Here is a 15,879-nt window from a genome sequence, read left to right as displayed (position 1 = left end):
ACGTGTGTTCTAACGCGTGGCGAACTTCGCACGCATTGGCGGAAGTTTCAGCAGCATGAGCGTGGGAGCGACAGCCGCCACGAGCAGCTTCGGCTGAGGATCGATACGCGCCAGCACGCGCACGCCGAGAAGCACGGCGAGCAGACTCGTGGCGGCATCGGTTGCGGACATCATGCGTTCGATCTCGCCGCTTTTGAACGCGGCGGAAAGACAGCGCTCGAAGAAGCCGCGTAACAACTCGACTTCCTTCGCGATGAGTTCGTGAAACGCCTCGTCCTCGAGCGGCGCCGCGAGCGCGGCATTGACCAGCATGCAGCCGCGCCGGTGTTCGTCCGATACCGAGCGCTCGACGATCTCGCGAAAGAAGCCCGCAACGGCGTGCGCAGGCGTGCAAGTGGCTTCGAGACGCTCGATACGCTCGCGCAACGTATGTTCGAGATAGTGATCGAGCGCGCGCAAAAAGAGCGCGCGCTTGTCGCCGAACGCGTTGTAAAGGCTCGGTTGCGTGAGACCCGTCAGTTGCACGAGGTCACGTGTGGACGTACCTTCATAGCCGTGCGTCCAGAACGCTTCGGCTATGGTGTTCAGCACATCGTCTTCGTCGAAATTGCGCGGTCGCGCCATGATGCAGGCTCCATCCCATGGTTGCGTCACGTTTTATATCGGACGCCACAGAACAAATTATATATCGATGGATACAAAACCTGCTTGAACCGTCGTCCAACGAAAAAGCCGGCGAAGCGCCGGCTTTTTCGTATGCGGAAAAACAACCGTGCTGTCAGGCGTCTTTCGTGTCGAACATCAGCAGCTCGACGCCCGCCTGCGCGAAATTCGCCAAGTCGCCGGCGGTCTTCTGGCCTTCAGGCGACCCGAGCGCGGACTCGATCGCTTCGAGCGATTCGAATTCGAGCAGCGCGACGAGGTAATACGGCGACTCGCCTTGCGCGGTAGCAACCGGCCCCGTGCTGATCTGGTAACTCTTTAGCCCCGGCAACGTCTTCGCAAGCGGCGCGTGCGTGGAGGCGTAGTAGTCGTCGAATGCCTTCGTATCGGACGGATTCTTGTAAAGCGCAACGAGCTGGGCCATCGTCTTGTCTCCTGAGTGTTTGTCTTGAACAACAATGCGTTACTGCTTCTCCAACTGTAGATAGATACGTTGCACGTTCTGCGGCTGCGCTATGCCATAGAGCTTGTAGCCGTGAAAGGCGGGCAAGTCGACGGTATGCATGGCCTCGGTCAGTCCCATGCCGCTCCGATATGCGCGTCTGACCGCGCTGTCGAGTTCGCGCAGATAAAGGCCTGTCTGCATGATGTCGTCGTTGCTCAACGGCGGTCCGAACGCCGGAACGATAGTCTTCGATTCGAGTCCGCGCAGATTCTCCAGCGCCGCGAGCCAGCCATGAATGTCCTCGTTGCGCAGTTCGGGGATGCGCCCGTTCGAGATCAGACTACCCGCGAACAACACGCCGCTTTGCGTATCGAGCACGGCCAGATCGCCTGGCGTGCTTGCCGGTCCGAAGTGCAGCAATTGCAGCTTGCGATCGCCATTCACGACTTCCGTGGTGCCTTCCACCGTTCGGTCGGGAACCGTGACGCGCGAGCCTGCCATCTCGTCTTCACCGAGGGTCTTTCGCAGGTTCGCGAGACAGATTGGGCAACGTTCCCGGATCAACTGAGCCGTGCGGTAATGCGCGAGAATCGGCACGCCCTGATCGCGGAACGCCGCCGCGCCAAAAACGAACTCCGGTCCTTGATGCGTGATGATCACGAGCGTGACGGGTAGCGGCGTGACTTTGCGAATGGCTTCGATCATCGCGCGTCCGTAGCGGTACGAAGCTCCCGTATCGATTACCGTCACGCCGCTCGGTCCCACGATAAAGCCGTTGTTCGCGACCATGCCGTGATTCGCGGGCGCGACAGCATCGCCGTCACCGATAAACGCATACACGCCCGGCGCCACTGCGACGGGCGCGGGCATGCCGCTCATCGCCGCATGAACGACGGCGCAAAATGCGAGGAACAACGCACCGATGAGCGCACGCAAGCCGCGCCCCATCATTTCATGGCCGAGGTTTGCGTGCCCGATTGCGTCGTGATCGCAACCTCGCCGTCGAACCGCTTGTTCTTCGTGTCTTCAATAGCGACCTTCAATTCACCGTTTTCCGTCGGCAGAAAATAGAAGCGGAAGTTGGGGTTCTCGCTGATCGAGAAATTCACGTTGGCGGTCATCACGGGCTTGCCGCCATAAGTCACGGCAACCTTGCGCACGAAGTACGCGGTCGCATAGTTGCGCGTGACCTGATCCATCGCCATGCCGGTGCGATTAGGATGGCGCACCATCAATTGCGCGAGTTCGGGCTTGCCCGCAATAGGGGCGCCTTCCGCCTGCAAACGTACCTGACCCGCCGCGCGTTCGGCCGCGTCTTCGTCCTTGCCCGCAGGCGCGGAGCAACCACCCGATGCCTTGATGAAACGCACCGCGCTATACAGATGTCCATCGTTCGTTTCGGCGATGGCACGCATGAACGTGTAATCCTCTACCCGCACCCGTGTCTCGATGCTGGCAAGTCCGGAGTCTGGCGTGAACTCGAAAGAACCGGCGTAGGGCTCGGGATTTTCGTCGATGAAAAGATAAATCTTCTTGATGTAATGCGTGCTCGTCTGCGGAAACTGCGCGCTGATCGCAATGGGTACGACGGCGGCATCGGCGGCGCGTTTGGGTGCATCGAACTTGATGACGGCATCGCCTTTCGTGTCGATCGGCCGCCCCTTGAACGCGCCTTCCTTGAAGTCGAGCCAGCGCGCCACCTTGTCTGGATCGTCGTCGGGTTGCGCCGCATGCGAAGCGTAAGGCGCAAACATGGTGAGCGCCGCGACAAACCCTAAGCCTGCGCGTGCGCCAAGCCTGATCGTCTTCATGGTGTCCTCCTTTGCTGCAACGCGGCGTGCGCCGCTACTGCTCCCACTCCAGTTCAGCATAGACAGCGGTGACGTTGCGCGCGTGATAGGCATCGTAGAGCCGCCACTTGTCGCGCTCGCCGAGACCGATGGTATCCACGGCCTGCTGAATCGTTTCGCCGCGCTTGATGGCCGCACGCACATCGCGCGCCAGATTCGCGAGGTACTGTTGCTCGTCGTCGAGCGAGCGCGGATACGGCGCGTCCAGGTCGCCATGACCGGGTACGACATGCCGCGGATTCATCTGCTTAATGCGGGCGATATTGTCAAGCCAACCGGTCACGCTGCCATCCACCACGGGAATGCAATGCACGAAAAGCAGGTCGCCTAGCCACAGCGTGCCGCTCTTCTCATCGTATACCGTCATGTCGTTGTTGGTGTGCGCTGTTTTCCAAGTTTGCAGCGTGAGCGTGCGCCCGCCGAGATCGAGCGTGGACGTGCCGTCTATCGTCATCGTCGGTGCAATGATTTCGCTGCCGCTCGCTTCATCGCCCAGTTCGCGTTTCAGCGCACGCAGGTAGTTCTCCGCGCGCAATGCCTCCGCCTGCGCAAGCTTGGCGCTGCCCACGTATTGCGGATGGTCGTCCTTGAAGGCCGCATTCCCGAAGATATGATCCGGGTGCATGTGCGTATTGATCACGTAGCAGACGGGCAAGGGCGTCACCCTGCGCACCGCCGCGCGCAATGCGCGCCCTTCCGCGAGCGTGCCGCCGGTATCGACCACAGCGACACAGCGCTCGCCGACGATGAAGCCGACGTTCGCAATATCGCCGCCGTTCGCAGGCGTGGCAAGCTCGTCGTGTCCGCGATGCACGTAGTTCCCCGGCGCGAGTTCCTTCACCGTAAACGAGGCCTCTGCAAACGCATGTGCCGATGCCGCGCACAGCACCAGGAACGCGGCGAAGCGTAAAGCAGCGCTCATCGGACCTTGTCCGCATCGGCGAGACGTTTTGTTCGGCGCAGGCCGAACTGTTCGTACTCGCGCTCGAGGAAAGGCTCGGCGTGTTCGAGAAGAAAGCGCCGAAACGCAAGGCACGTCGGCGAGAGTTGCTTCGAACGCGAATGCACGAGTTGCCACGTACGTTCGACGGGCGTGCCGTTCACGTCGAGCACGGCGATCTCACCCGTGCGCAATTCGAGCCCCAAGGTATGCAACGAAATGAGGCTCACGCCCATGCCCGCCATCACGGCCTGCTTGATGGTCTCGTTGCTGCCGAGCGTGACGCTGCGCGATGGCGTGAAGAGGTTCTGCCTAAACACATGCTCGGCGACGGCACGTGTGCCGGAACCAGGTTCGCGCAGGAGGAAAGTATCGTTGGCAAGCTCCTGCAGATCGAAGCGTCGCGCAGTTTTCAGCGGATGCGAAAGCGGCGCGATGATCACATGCGGATGGTAAGCAAGCGGCTCTGCAGTCGTGCCGAGTTCGGGCGGCGGGCGGCCCATGATGGCAAGGTCGGTCGCGTTGTCCTGCAGGAGCCTCAACAAGGTCTCGCGATTACCGACCGAAAAACGCACATCGACCTTGGGAAACTGCTGCGAATACAGCGCGAGCAACTTGGGCGCGAAGTAAGTCGCGGAACTCACGATACTCACCGCAATCGATCCGCTGTCGGCTTGCGTGAGTGACATCATCGCGTCTTCGGCGTCCTTGATCTCACCGAGAATTCTGCTTGCATGATGCGAGAGGCGTTCGCCCGCTTCCGTCAGCGAAAGACGCCGCGCCACGCGTTCGAAGAGCGGCAAGCCGACCGCCTCTTCCAGTTGCCTGATCTGCATGGATACCGCGGGCTGCGTCAGATGCAGTTCCTCCGCTGCACGTGCGAAGCTCGGACAGCGCGTCGCTATAACGAAGATCTGCAACTGGCGCAAGGTGAGAGAGCGGATGAAGTTCACAGCGGCGTATCCGTGAGGCGTTCCTGAACCATTTAGCGGCTTGCCTCGGCGCTCGTGCAATCCACCTCAACGACTGGCCCGTGGCGCGTTGCCGACCTTTCCTCCCGGCGTGGCCATGTTCTTGAGCGCGCCCGAATAAGCGACCGTTTCCTTCTGCAGCGGATGCGCGAAGTCGTTCCCCGCGCCCGGCACTTCGGTGCGAATCAAGACGACGTGTCCGGGAACATCATCGGCAACGACGAAGGTGTAGCGCTTGTTCGTGTATTGCTGCAGACGTTCCGCATTGGGATCGTTGAGGAAGGGCTGAATGACGATCTGCTTCGCTTTCACGTTCCTGGCCAGCCCGAGCGCCTCGCCGGAAACAGGCGTAATTGCCGGGTTTGCCGCAAGCGCCAGTCTCACGCGCTGCTGAAAGTAGCGACGCTGCCCGCCCGTTAGCTCCTGCATCTCCGTGATGTCATGCTCCAGAAAATAGATGATCACCGGATTGCACGGCAGCCCCCCTGGCACGTCCACGTTGCCCGTGCGATCGGACACGCGCGCATCGTTCTTCGTGTTGCCCTTGCTTACCACGAGCACGCGGACCGTGTCCTTGACCTTCGTTGGCGGCCCGGAAAAATCCACCGCATAGTCGAGCTCGGTTTGCTGATCCACGCCATCCAGATGCGGCTCCATGAACAGCAAGCGTTCGGCTGGTGCAATCTCGGTGGCAGGCGCGGAAGCAGGCGGTGTATCCGCCGCGAACGAGGCCGGCGGCATCAGCGAGACGAAGCCGCCAAGCGCGCAAGCCAGGGCAATACCTCGAATGGCGAACCTCATTGCGTGGAGGCCGGCTGCAACGGCTGCAGCGGCAGCAACGGAACCTGATAGCTCGTCAGTATCTGATCGATCTTCGGCTGGTTCGACGCAATCCAGTTATCCACCTTGTCGCGCCATGCTTTTTCGCCGTAACGCACGCCCATCGAAATTTCATAATCGAAGCGAATGCCGGGTTGCGGTGCGAACGGCACGAGGCGCGCCTTGTTATCCGAGAGCTTCACGAAATAGCCAGCAATCGGGCCCCAGACGAAGGCGGCATCGACATTGCCTTGCGACAGATCATGCTCGATCATCTCGCCGGGAAAGGCATCGGGATCGCCGCTTTGCCCCTGATACGACACCGCCTGTTCAATCAGATTGTGTTGCAACAGCCAGTCAGTCGCGGGACTCTTCACGAAGATGCCGAGCTTCATCTTCTTCAACTGATCCGGCGGCAGATTCATGAGATCGGCCGGCGACTTGATGCTCGCGTACTCCGGCCGGTTCGGGAACACCATGGCGTAGGTCGAGTGCAGATAAGGGCGCGTGGTCGCGGTGAGTTCATAACCTTTGGGCACACCGATAATCAGATCGCACTTGAACTGATCCGTGCTCGGTGCCTTGTCGCGCAGCGTATTGCGCACGAATCCCATGCGTTGCGGATAAAACGTGTATTCGAGCTTGTAGCCGAAGTCGCTTGCCATCTGGCTTGCGATCTTGTTCTCGAAGCCTTCGCCCTTCTGATTCGACAAAGGCATGTTGTTCGGATCCGCGCACACGCGCAGCACGCCGTCCGCGCCGTCGTTGTTAGGCAAGTTCGGCGGCGGTGTACCCGCGCCCTGCGCGAAGACCGTTTGCGCCGTGAACGCGAGCAACGCCGCGCATACCGTGTTCGATACGGCCGGGAATCGGAACGAAGCGGCGCGGCTTCCATTACGATCTGACATCGATACCTCCGGGTTCAAATGCAACTTCATGCAACATCGGACAAGCAACGAACGCAATCACTTCGCATCGAGCGCTTGTAAATCGCCCGGATTGATCTTGCCGTCTGAGCGTCCCTTCAGATACGCAAAGAGATTCTCCCAGTTTTTCTGCATCATCTGGCTCGCGCTGAAATCGGGCATACCCTTATCCACGCGTCCGCCAAACACGGTGCGATGAAACTCGTTCTTGTCCAACGTCTTGAAAGCATCGACGAGCGACGGGCCGACGAGACCCTCCTGCTTCGCCCCGTGACAACGTTCGCACGCGAGCGCGCGCCAGGTACGCCATCCTTGCAGCGTATCGGCATCGACCTTGTTGCCATCGACGACCTTGTACGCCACGGGCTTCATTTGTCCCGGGCTCGTCTGGGCAAACGAAGCGCTGGACGCCGCAAGCGCAATCGACAGCAGCAAGAGTGATCGGCCTTTCATTCGCTTGTCTCCTTGAATATCTCGTATGTGGGGTTTGCACGCGCGGCGGACTCCCTGACCGCCGCGCGTCATTACGCTTCGAATCGAACTAGTTGCAGGCTAACGAAACGGCTGATACGTAATCAGCCCGCGCTGCCCGGAATGGCAAACACGAAGAGCGTGCCGCCGAGTGCCGTGTACTTTGCAAGCTCACGATAGCCGCCCACCGCGCCCAGGCCTTCCGCCGACTTTTCGAGTCCCGCTGCCATGCCGATGCCAGCCCAGCCGCCGATGCCCGAATACACGCCGATGAACTGCTTGCCTTGGTACTGATAGGTGAACACGTTGCCGATGATCCCGGACGGCGTCTTGAACTTCCACAGTTCCTTGCCGTCCTTGATACGCACGGCCTTGATGTAGCCTTCGAGCGTGCCGTAGAACGCCACGCCGCCAGCGGTTGCGAGCGCGCCGGACCACACCGAGAACTTCTCCGTCTTGGACCATGCGATCTTGCCCTTCGACGCATCCCACGCGATGAAGTTACCCATCGCGCCGTTCTCGTTCGGACCAGGGAACATCGAGAGCGTGGCGCCGACGAACGGCTGACCCGACACGTAGTCGACCTGGAACGGCTCGTAGTCCATGCAGACGTGGTTCGTCGGCACGAGGAACAGGCTCGAATTCGGATCGAATGCGGCGGGTTGCTGGTCTTTCGAGCCCAACGCCGCCGGGCAGATGCCCTTGACGTTGTGATCGGGACCGGCTGCCTGCGTGGAGTAGCTGGCGTTACGAATCGGCAGGCCGCTCTTCAGATCGACGCTATTGGCCCAGTTCACCGCCGGGTCGTACTTCTGCGCCACGAGCAGTTCGCCGCTTTCTCGATTGAGCGTATAGCCGAAACCGTTACGGTCGAAGTGAACGATCGCCGGCGTCTTCTTGCCGTTGATGTTCAGGTCCGACAGGATCATTTCGTTGACGCCGTCATAGTCCCACTCGTCGTGAGGCGTCATTTGATAGACCCACTTCGCCTTGCCGGTATTCAGGTCGCGCGCGAAGATCGACATCGACCATTTGTTGTCGCCGGGTCGTTGCGTCGGGTTCCACGTGCCGGGGTTGCCTGTACCGTAGTAGACAAGGTTGAGCTTCGGGTCCCATGCATACCAGCCCCATGTGGTCCCGCCGCCATACTTCCACTGATCGCCCTGCCAGCTCTTGAGCGACGAGTCCGCACCGATGGGCGCCATCTTGCCGTCGGTCCAGGTCATCGTTTGCTGCGGGTCCATCAGCATTTCATTGTCGGGCCCGGTGCTGTAGGCCTTCCAGACTTCCTTGCCGTCCTTGATGTTGTAGGCAATGAGCCGGCCGCGAACACCGAACTCGCCGCCGGAGATGCCCGTCAACACCTTGTCGCCGAAGACGTGCGGCGCGTTGGTGTTGGTTTCGCCTTTCTTCGCATCGCCGTTTTGCGCGGTCCACACGACGTCGCCGGTCTTGGCGTCGAGCGCGACGAGCTTCGTGTCGGCTTGCTGCAGGAAGATCTTGCCGTCGCCATATGCGAGACCACGGTTGACCGTATCGCAGCACATCACCGAGATGACCTGATTGTCCTGCTTCGGCTGGTATTGCCAGATGAACGTCTGGTCCTTCAGACTGATGGCGATAACCTTGTTGGGAAACGGCGAATGGATATACATCGTGTCGCCGATGACGAGCGGCGAGCCTTCATGGCCTCGCAGCACACCGGTGGACATGGTCCAGGCAACCTGTAGCTTGCCGACGTTGTTCTCGTTGATTTGCTTGAGCGTGCTATAGCGGTGATTGGAATAATCGCCCGCTTGCGCCGCCCAGTTCGAAGGATTCTTGATTGCGGTGTCGAGTTGCGAATCAGCCTGCGCCACGTACGAATTGAGGCCTGCCGTTGCGACCACCGCCAGTCCAAGAACCAGGGTGCGTAAGTTCATGTCTCCTCCAGAATGATGATGCCTCCGACCCGGGAATGACCACGCTACCGTTTGCATCGTGCGCGCCTTCTGAATGCAGGTAACGAGATTCGCTTGTGCCCCGGTACATTGCCGGGATCTTGCGTGACCGGGCATTTGCATATTCCATGCCGGTTTGCGAACGCTTGTTTTGTGGCGTGCGAATGGCGGCGTGCGACACATACTGTGTCAAATACGCGAAAGGCTTCATGTGATGGAACAGCAACGCTTGCTCAGGTGTCACATGACGCGTCGCAGCATTGCGCAGCGCCGCTTCACGATCAACGCACGCGGCGCATACTCGGTGTTTTCCATAAGGAGGCAACGTCATGGCTCAAGCAGAGAAGGTCTACTCGGATGAAGAGGTGCGGGAACGGCTTACGGGTCCGCTCGCGCATTGGTATCTCGAGGACGGATGGCTCAGGCGCAAGTTCAAGACCGAGAGCTGGAAGGGCACGCTCATGGTCGTCAATACGGTCGGGCATCTTGCCGAAGCGGCCTGGCATCATCCCGACCTGACCGTCTCTTATGCGTTCGTCGTGGTCAAGCTCAAGACGCATTCGGCGAAGGGCATTACCGACAAGGACTTCGCGCTCGCCACGCGTATCGAAGACGTGGTGCAGTGGCAGCCAGGCAAGGAAGACGGTCCGCTCGACGGCACGCCATCCGACGATCAACGCTTCCGCTATATCAAGTACGACTAGCCCAGCCACGCGGCGCGTGCAGTCTTGGTATAACTTTTGCCTAACAGGGAAGCCCGAAACCCCCTGAAGGAACACGAGCCGCGATGCCAACCTCACCCCGACGCTTATCGCCTTCACCGGCGATCACGGTCGAAGCACCCGCGCGCCTGCATCTCGGCTTCCTCGATCCGAACGGCTCCTCAGGCCGCGCCTTCGGCAGCCTCGGGCTCGCGATAGAAGGACACGGCACGCGTCTCACCGCGCGCATCGCTCATGGCACGCGGCAGCAGACGGCGCAGATAGAAGGCCATGTCACGGAAGCGCAGAAAGAGCGTATCGCTCATTACCTTCAGCAATTGCAGGCGGCGCTCAATGAACCGCGTGCCGTCGATATAGACGTACACGAAGCACCGCGCTCGCATACGGGCCTCGGCTCTGGCACGCAGCTCGCCCTGACGCTCGGCACCGCCTTCGCACGAGCAACCGGTCACAACGGCATAGACACTGCGGACATCGCGCGCATACTCAAACGGGGCGCGCGCTCCGGCATCGGCATTCATGGCTTCGATCACGGCGGCCTCATTCTCGACGGCGGCCGCGACATGCGCCACGCATCCGCGAATACGTTGCCGCCGCTGATCTCGCGCCAGGCCTTCCCCGATGACTGGCGCGTGCTTCTGATCGACGACACCTCGCGCGAAGGTCTGCACGGCGACGAAGAAAGGCGCGGACTTGCCGCACTCGATCCCTTCCCTGAAACACTCGCCGCGCATCTCAGTCATCTCGCGCTGATGCGTATCCTGCCCGCCGCCGCCGAAAGCGACTTCGATACCTTCGCCGACGCCATCAGCGACTTGCAGCAGACCATCGGCGAATACTTCGCGCCCGTGCAAGGCGGCGTGTTCGCGAGCCCCGCCGTGGCGCGCGCGCTCGAAGCCGTCGCCGCCGAGCAGAAGGCCGGCATCGGGCAGACGTCATGGGGACCGGTCGGCTTCGCGTTCGTCGCAAGCGCGCAGGACGCCGAACGCGCACTCGCCACCGCGCAACGCGTGACGCCTCGCGCACCCCTCACCTTTTCCATCGCTACCGGCCGCAATCGCGGCGCGACATGGCGTGCCGCCGACCGCCGCGAGCAAGGCGCGGATGCTGCCTGAACCTGCGTTCATCAATTCCAAATCGACCACGAGTCCATCGCCATGTCCGAAGCTTTCGAAAGACCTTATGTGCTCCACATGTTCACGAGCACGCCGCAGATGAGTCCGTTCGATGTCAACATGGCGGCCGATGCCGGCTATCAGATCGTCGTGCCTTACTGCAATGTCGATGAAGACATCGTCGTGCAACTCACGCAGGATGCGATCTTTTCACGCGGACCGAAGGGCGTATCGCGCACGGGCATCTTCATAGGCGGACGCGATGTCATGCTCGCCGCCGACATGCTCGAAAAGGCGCGTCAGGCGATGGTCCCGCCCTTCGAGGTCTCTGTCTTTACCGACCCATCGGGCGCCTACACCACGGCCGCCGCGCTCGTCGCGCTCGCGGAAAAACATCTGAAGGCCGTGCATGGCGTCGATCTCGGCGGCAAGCGCGTCTTGATACTCGGCGGCACGGGCGCGGTGGGACGCGTCGCGGCCGCGATGGCCGCATCGCTCGGTGCGGATGTCGTCGTCGCGAGCCATTCGAGCCAGTCCCGCGCGACCCAGGTGAGCGACGAGATCAACCGGCGCTTCGACATTGCCACGTCCGGCGTTGCGACCGGCACGCCCGAGCAATTGCATCGCGAACTGGGGCGTGCGGAAGTCGTCTTCGCCACCGCAGTTGCAGGCGTGCAGGTGATGAGTGCCGCCGATCTCGCGCATGCCAAGAACCTGCTGATCGCGGCCGACGTCAACGCGGTGCCGCCCGAAGGCATCGCGGGCGTCAACGTGATGGACAACGGCAAGCCGCTCGCGGGCGCGGCACGCGCGGACGCCATCGGCATCGGCGCGCTCGCCATTGGCAACGTGAAGTATCAGGCGGAGCATCGGCTCTTCTTGCGCATGCGTACCGGCGGCAAGCCCGTGTATCTCGGCTATCCCGAAGCATTCGACGAAGCGCGCGCGGTCGTCGCGGGGCTCGGCTCATGATCCATCCCGTTGCAGCGCGTGCGCCACGCGTCGCCGTGGCGGGGCTTTCAGCCCGGCTGCTCGCGCAATCCGCCGCGCGTGCCGGGCTCAATGTCGTGGCGCTCGATATCTTCGGCGACCGCGACACGCGCGAGAACTCGGGCATGTGGTTCGATATCGGAGGGGATGGCTTGTCGATAGACCGCACCCGTCTTTTCGATGCGCTCGAATGCGCCGCGCGTCTGCCGCGCATGCTGGGGCTCATCGTGACGAGCGGGCTCGAACCGCTCGCGAGTGAACTGAGCCGCATGCCGCATATGCCGCGCTTCATCGGCAATGGCGTGGAAGCCGCCGCGGTGCGCGACCCGCGCCGCTTCTTCGCGCTGCTCGACAACGCGCAGATCGCGCATCCGGCAGTGCGCTTCGACAGGCCCGCCGATGCGCGCGGCTGGCTCATGAAGCGTTCGGACGGCTGCGGCGGCACGCATATCGAATGGGCGGAACACGCTGACAACGCTCCCGCCGATGCCTATTTTCAGCGTCTCGCGCAAGGCCGTTCGATGTCCGCGCTCTTCGTCGCGGCGCGTCGCGAAGCGGCGATCATTGGCTTCGCGGAACAGTTGAGTATCGAAACGGGGCGTCTGCCTTTCGTGCACGCGGGTTCGCTCGGGCCGATCGCATTGCCGCCAGGGATAACCGAGCGCATCGTTGCCGCCATCGAAACCATCGTGTGGAAGACCGGCTTGACGGGACTCAACAGCATCGACTTTTTGCTCGATGACGACACGTTTCAAGTCCTCGAAGTGAACACACGCCCCTCCTCGACGATGGCGCTCTACGAAGCCGCATGGCCCGATGAATGGCCGCGCGGATTGATCGGCGCGCATCTCGACGCATGCCTGCACGGCGCGTTGCCGCGTTCAGCGCTTGCATCGTCGCGAACGCCGGCGTCGATAGCGGGCCAGCGCGTGGTCTTTGCGCCCGCGTCGTTCACCGTGTCGCGCCTCTTCAGCGATGCGTGTTTCGAAGACCCCGCGTGTCACGACGTGCCGCTCACCGGCGCGCGCATCGAAGCGGGCATGCCGGTCTGCACGGTCACCGCGGCCGGGCCCACGCTCGACGCCTTGCGCAATGCACTGACAAATGAAAGCGCTCGGCTTCTGCAACGCATCGACTCATACTGCCCATGACTTCATCGAATCAACTCAGCGTCAACGCATCGAGCGCGAGGCTCGTGGATCGCCTGATCGACGACGCCGCGCGCTTGCGGGTGGAAGTCACGCGCACGCCGGCTGGCACCGTTATCGTCGATGCTGGCGTGAACGCCGCAGGCAGCGCCGAAGCGGGCCTTTTGATCGCGCGTATCTGCATGGGCGGGCTCGGGCGTGTCGAGTTGCGCAGCGCTTTCGATGCCGCGCCTTCCTGGCCGAGCTATATCGAAGTGCAGACCTCGAACCCCGTGCTCGCCTGTCTCGGCAGTCAGTACGCGGGCTGGAGTCTTTCGGCGACGAAGGAACAAACCGGCGGCAAGAAGTTCTTCTCGCTTGGCTCGGGGCCAGCGCGCGCGCTTGCAGGCAAGGAGCCGCTCTTCGACGAACTCGCGTATCGCGACCATCACGAACGCGGCGCGCTCGTCATGGAAGTGGACCGCTTGCCACCGCAGATCGTCATCGACAAAGTACTCGCGGATTGCGGGCTCGCGGCGGACAAGCTCGTCATCGCGGTCACGCCGACGCAGTCTGTGGCGGGCACGGTGCAAGTCGTTGCACGCGTGGTGGAAGTGGCGCTCCATAAGACGCATGTGCTGGGCGTGGACCTGAGCGAGATCGTGGAAGGCAGCGGCACCGCGCCCTTGCCGCCGCCCTCGCCCGACGCCATTCAGGCGATGGGCCGCACCAACGACGCCATTCTCTACGGAGGCCGCGTGCATCTCACCGTCAGGAGCGATGCCGTGGCGAAGCGCCTTGCCGCCGAGTTGCCTTCGGCGAATGCGCGCGATTACGGGCGTCCCTTCGCGGAAATCTTCACGTCGTTCAACTACGACTTTTATCAGATCGATGGCGCGCTCTTCGCGCCCGCCGAAGCGTGGGTATCGAGCCTAGAAAGCGGCGCGACCTATCGCGGCGGCAAGCTCGATCAGGCGCTGCTCGATGCGCAATGGCGCGGCAAGAAGGACGCGGCATGACGATGGTATCGCGCGTCGCCATCATGACCGACGAAACCGGCTGGCACACGGGCCGGCTGAAGAAGGCGTTTCGCGCGCGCGGCGTGGAAGCGCGTTGCGTCGATCTCGCGGATTGCCGTATCGACACCACCTGGCCACCGTTCGGCCTCGCGATTCCCGGCTTCGGCCACGCCCTGCCCGATGCGGTATTCGTGCGCGGCATCGCGGGCGGAACCTTCGAGCAGGTCACATTGCGGCTCGGCATTCTGCACGCGCTGCGCGAATGCGGCGTGCCGGTCTATAACGACGCCCGCGCGATCGAGCGCAGCGTGGACAAGTCGATGACGAGCTTTCTGCTCAACCGCTACGGCGTGCCGACCCCGGCCACATGGGCCGGCGAATCCACGGCGCATGCGCAACGCGTGTTGATGCGCGAGGCGGCTGCGGGGCGGCAGGTCGTCATCAAGCCGTTGTTCGGATCGCAAGGCAAGGGCTTGAAGCGGCTCGGCGCGCGCTCGCGCGGGCAGGCGTGCGCGCCGTTGCCATCGCTCAAGCCTTTTAGTCAGGTCGCATATTTTCAGCGTTATGTCGATAGCGGCGAGCCCGGTTTCGACTGGCGCGTGCTCGTGATCGGCACACAGGCCGTGGCTGCGATGAAGCGCGTGGGCGGCGAGGACTGGATTCATAACTTCGCGCGCGGTGCACGCTGCGAGCCCGCCGAACTCACGCCCGCGCTCGCGGAAACGGCGGTGCGCGCAACCGCTGCGCTCGGCCTGGATTACGCGGGCGTCGATCTCATCGCGCCGGACGGCGGCCGGCCGCTCGTGCTCGAAGTGAACGGCGTGGCGGCGTGGCGCGGGCTGCAATCGGTGACATCGCTCGATATCGCCGCGCTGCTCGTCGACGATCTGCTCGACCGCAAGCTCGCGGCTTCGAAAGGAAACCTCGCGCGGGCGAGCGGCGATGCCTGAGCTTCATCACATCAAAGCGGCTTTTCTGCGCGCATGCCGGCTCGATGTGGAAACGCGCAAACCGGGCAACGTGAGCACGGCGAGCGCCGGACACGGAATGATCGCGAGCCAGTTCGTCGAAAGCGCTCAAGCGGCTGCAATCGGCTTGTTCGAGCCGAATGCAAGCGTCGGCACGCGCATTCTCGAAGCGGTACGCCGCAGTTTCGACGTTGCAGGCTGCAATACGAACCTCGGCATCGTGCTCTTGTGCGCGCCGCTGTGCGTGGCTTTCGAAGAAGCCGCTCCACGCGATATCGCCGCTTGGCGCACTGCAACGCAAAGCGCGCTGCATGCGCTCGACATGGAAGACGCGCGCCTCGCTTACCGCGCGATTGCGCTGGCCAATCCGGGCGGCCTCGGCGACGCGCCGGAACAAACCGTCCACGCCGCGCCTACTATCGACCTGCGCGCGGCGATGACGCTTGCCGCCGACCGCGACAGCATCGCGCGGCAATACGCCAATGGCTTCGCCGATATCTTCGATACCGTCCGACTGATCGATGCATCGACGGCACAGGAAGCCATGCTCGACGCATTCCTCATCTTCCTGCGTTCATGGCCCGATTCGCACATAGTGCGCAAGCTCGGCGCGGCGATGGCGCAAAGTGTCACGCGCGATGCAGCTTTACATCACGACCGATGGCGCGCCGAAGGAAGTTTTCACGACTGCCCCGAATTCGACTCGTGGGACGCCGAACTGAAGGCGCGCGGCATCAATCCCGGCACGAGCGCGGACCTCGCGGTTGCAACCTTGTTCGTGGCGCTCGCGATGGGCGCGTTTGCCGATTGATTTGCACGAAGCGCGCCGGGCGCGGACAGAAATTGGCACGGAACATGTTAGGAACTTCGCGTTTATGCAGTCCGCTTTGCGCGGTGCGAACGCCTTGAGACG

Annotated in this window: 17 protein-coding genes; 7 read left to right on the top strand and 10 right to left on the bottom strand. The window is 62.2% G+C overall.

Features of this window, described 5'->3' with window-relative positions:
* Positions 1–9: 9 nt before the first annotated feature.
* The 10 genes from ACYQ47_RS00835 to ACYQ47_RS00790 form a co-directional block, all read right to left on the bottom strand.
* Entirely contained in the window at positions 10–624 is a 615-nt protein-coding gene (locus ACYQ47_RS00835; RefSeq protein ID WP_250510399.1) for a TetR/AcrR family transcriptional regulator, read from the bottom strand.
* A gap of 154 nt (positions 625–778) precedes the next feature.
* The gene (locus ACYQ47_RS00830; RefSeq protein ID WP_244828793.1) at positions 779–1,087 is read right to left on the bottom strand and encodes an EthD family reductase; all 309 of its coding nucleotides are present in this window, start codon (positions 1,085–1,087) and stop codon (positions 779–781) included.
* 39 nt (positions 1,088–1,126) lie between these two features.
* Positions 1,127–2,044, bottom strand: a complete 918-nt coding sequence (locus ACYQ47_RS00825) for an MBL fold metallo-hydrolase (RefSeq protein ID WP_250510400.1) — start codon at positions 2,042–2,044, stop codon at positions 1,127–1,129.
* A gap of 11 nt (positions 2,045–2,055) precedes the next feature.
* The gene (locus tag ACYQ47_RS00820) at positions 2,056–2,919 is read right to left on the bottom strand and encodes a quinoprotein dehydrogenase-associated SoxYZ-like carrier (RefSeq protein WP_250467528.1); all 864 of its coding nucleotides are present in this window, start codon (positions 2,917–2,919) and stop codon (positions 2,056–2,058) included.
* 34 nt (positions 2,920–2,953) lie between these two features.
* On the bottom strand, positions 2,954–3,880 hold the full coding sequence (locus ACYQ47_RS00815) for a quinoprotein relay system zinc metallohydrolase 2 (RefSeq protein ID WP_309848382.1): 927 nt from the start codon (positions 3,878–3,880) through the stop codon (positions 2,954–2,956).
* Complete coding sequence (locus ACYQ47_RS00810; RefSeq protein WP_244828797.1) at positions 3,877–4,851, bottom strand: LysR family transcriptional regulator; 975 nt, start codon at positions 4,849–4,851, stop codon at positions 3,877–3,879. Before ACYQ47_RS00810 ends, ACYQ47_RS00815 begins: the two co-directional genes overlap by 4 nt.
* A 66-nt stretch (positions 4,852–4,917) precedes the next feature.
* Positions 4,918–5,670: a hypothetical protein gene (locus ACYQ47_RS00805; protein WP_459904204.1), complete on the bottom strand. Its 753-nt coding sequence runs from the start codon at positions 5,668–5,670 to the stop codon at positions 4,918–4,920.
* Positions 5,667–6,596 (bottom strand): substrate-binding domain-containing protein, encoded by a 930-nt coding sequence (locus ACYQ47_RS00800; RefSeq protein WP_250467531.1) that lies wholly within the window; start codon positions 6,594–6,596, stop codon positions 5,667–5,669. The genes ACYQ47_RS00805 and ACYQ47_RS00800 overlap by 4 nt, the downstream gene beginning before the upstream one ends.
* A 57-nt stretch (positions 6,597–6,653) precedes the next feature.
* On the bottom strand, positions 6,654–7,067 hold the full coding sequence (locus ACYQ47_RS00795; RefSeq protein ID WP_244828799.1) for a c-type cytochrome: 414 nt from the start codon (positions 7,065–7,067) through the stop codon (positions 6,654–6,656).
* 122 nt (positions 7,068–7,189) lie between these two features.
* Positions 7,190–9,007: a methanol/ethanol family PQQ-dependent dehydrogenase gene (locus ACYQ47_RS00790; protein WP_244828800.1), complete on the bottom strand. Its 1,818-nt coding sequence runs from the start codon at positions 9,005–9,007 to the stop codon at positions 7,190–7,192.
* 347 nt (positions 9,008–9,354) lie between these two features.
* Between ACYQ47_RS00790 and ACYQ47_RS00785 the strand changes: the two genes are divergently transcribed.
* From ACYQ47_RS00785 to ACYQ47_RS00755, 7 genes are all read left to right on the top strand, one after another.
* Positions 9,355–9,729 (top strand): 4a-hydroxytetrahydrobiopterin dehydratase, encoded by a 375-nt coding sequence (locus tag ACYQ47_RS00785; RefSeq protein ID WP_244828801.1) that lies wholly within the window; start codon positions 9,355–9,357, stop codon positions 9,727–9,729.
* Positions 9,730–9,812: 83 nt separating this feature from the next.
* On the top strand, positions 9,813–10,862 hold the full coding sequence (locus ACYQ47_RS00780; protein WP_459904203.1) for a beta-ribofuranosylaminobenzene 5'-phosphate synthase family protein: 1,050 nt from the start codon (positions 9,813–9,815) through the stop codon (positions 10,860–10,862).
* 42 nt (positions 10,863–10,904) lie between these two features.
* Positions 10,905–11,834, top strand: coding sequence for an NAD(P)-dependent methylenetetrahydromethanopterin dehydrogenase (locus ACYQ47_RS00775; protein WP_244828803.1), 930 nt, complete (start codon positions 10,905–10,907; stop codon positions 11,832–11,834).
* Positions 11,831–13,003: an ATP-grasp domain-containing protein gene (locus ACYQ47_RS00770; RefSeq protein ID WP_459904202.1), complete on the top strand. Its 1,173-nt coding sequence runs from the start codon at positions 11,831–11,833 to the stop codon at positions 13,001–13,003. Before ACYQ47_RS00775 ends, ACYQ47_RS00770 begins: the two co-directional genes overlap by 4 nt.
* Positions 13,000–13,998 (top strand): methenyltetrahydromethanopterin cyclohydrolase, encoded by a 999-nt coding sequence (gene mch, locus ACYQ47_RS00765; RefSeq protein ID WP_309848375.1) that lies wholly within the window; start codon positions 13,000–13,002, stop codon positions 13,996–13,998. Before ACYQ47_RS00770 ends, mch begins: the two co-directional genes overlap by 4 nt.
* 2 nt (positions 13,999–14,000) lie before the next feature.
* Entirely contained in the window at positions 14,001–14,948 is a 948-nt protein-coding gene (locus ACYQ47_RS00760; RefSeq protein ID WP_459904809.1) for an ATP-grasp domain-containing protein, read from the top strand.
* A complete protein-coding gene (locus ACYQ47_RS00755; protein WP_250527020.1) occupies positions 14,941–15,777 on the top strand; it encodes a triphosphoribosyl-dephospho-CoA synthase in 837 nt (278 codons plus the stop codon). Before ACYQ47_RS00760 ends, ACYQ47_RS00755 begins: the two co-directional genes overlap by 8 nt.
* Positions 15,778–15,879 lie beyond the last annotated feature (102 nt).

The organism is Caballeronia sp. HLA56 (genome assembly GCF_054655155.1).
Note: the sequence above shows the minus strand (reverse complement) of the source record. Positions and strands in the feature narration are given on the sequence as shown.

Excerpts from the sequence above, each read along its gene's own strand:
- ACYQ47_RS00835 (WP_250510399.1), bottom strand. The coding sequence starts at position 624 with ATGGCGCGACCGCGCAATTTCGACGAAGACGATGTGCTGAACACCATA.
- ACYQ47_RS00830 (WP_244828793.1), bottom strand. The coding sequence starts at position 1,087 with ATGGCCCAGCTCGTTGCGCTTTACAAGAATCCGTCCGATACGAAGGCA.
- ACYQ47_RS00820 (WP_250467528.1), bottom strand. The coding sequence starts at position 2,919 with ATGAAGACGATCAGGCTTGGCGCACGCGCAGGCTTAGGGTTTGTCGCG.
- ACYQ47_RS00815 (WP_309848382.1), bottom strand. The coding sequence starts at position 3,880 with ATGAGCGCTGCTTTACGCTTCGCCGCGTTCCTGGTGCTGTGCGCGGCA.
- ACYQ47_RS00805 (WP_459904204.1), bottom strand. The coding sequence starts at position 5,670 with ATGAGGTTCGCCATTCGAGGTATTGCCCTGGCTTGCGCGCTTGGCGGC.
- ACYQ47_RS00800 (WP_250467531.1), bottom strand. The coding sequence starts at position 6,596 with ATGTCAGATCGTAATGGAAGCCGCGCCGCTTCGTTCCGATTCCCGGCC.
- ACYQ47_RS00795 (WP_244828799.1), bottom strand. The coding sequence starts at position 7,067 with ATGAAAGGCCGATCACTCTTGCTGCTGTCGATTGCGCTTGCGGCGTCC.
- ACYQ47_RS00790 (WP_244828800.1), bottom strand. The coding sequence starts at position 9,007 with ATGAACTTACGCACCCTGGTTCTTGGACTGGCGGTGGTCGCAACGGCA.
- ACYQ47_RS00785 (WP_244828801.1), top strand. The coding sequence starts at position 9,355 with ATGGCTCAAGCAGAGAAGGTCTACTCGGATGAAGAGGTGCGGGAACGG.
- ACYQ47_RS00780 (WP_459904203.1), top strand. The coding sequence starts at position 9,813 with ATGCCAACCTCACCCCGACGCTTATCGCCTTCACCGGCGATCACGGTC.
- ACYQ47_RS00775 (WP_244828803.1), top strand. The coding sequence starts at position 10,905 with ATGTCCGAAGCTTTCGAAAGACCTTATGTGCTCCACATGTTCACGAGC.
- ACYQ47_RS00770 (WP_459904202.1), top strand. The coding sequence starts at position 11,831 with ATGATCCATCCCGTTGCAGCGCGTGCGCCACGCGTCGCCGTGGCGGGG.
- mch (WP_309848375.1), top strand. The coding sequence starts at position 13,000 with ATGACTTCATCGAATCAACTCAGCGTCAACGCATCGAGCGCGAGGCTC.
- ACYQ47_RS00760 (WP_459904809.1), top strand. The coding sequence starts at position 14,001 with ATGGTATCGCGCGTCGCCATCATGACCGACGAAACCGGCTGGCACACG.
- ACYQ47_RS00755 (WP_250527020.1), top strand. The coding sequence starts at position 14,941 with ATGCCTGAGCTTCATCACATCAAAGCGGCTTTTCTGCGCGCATGCCGG.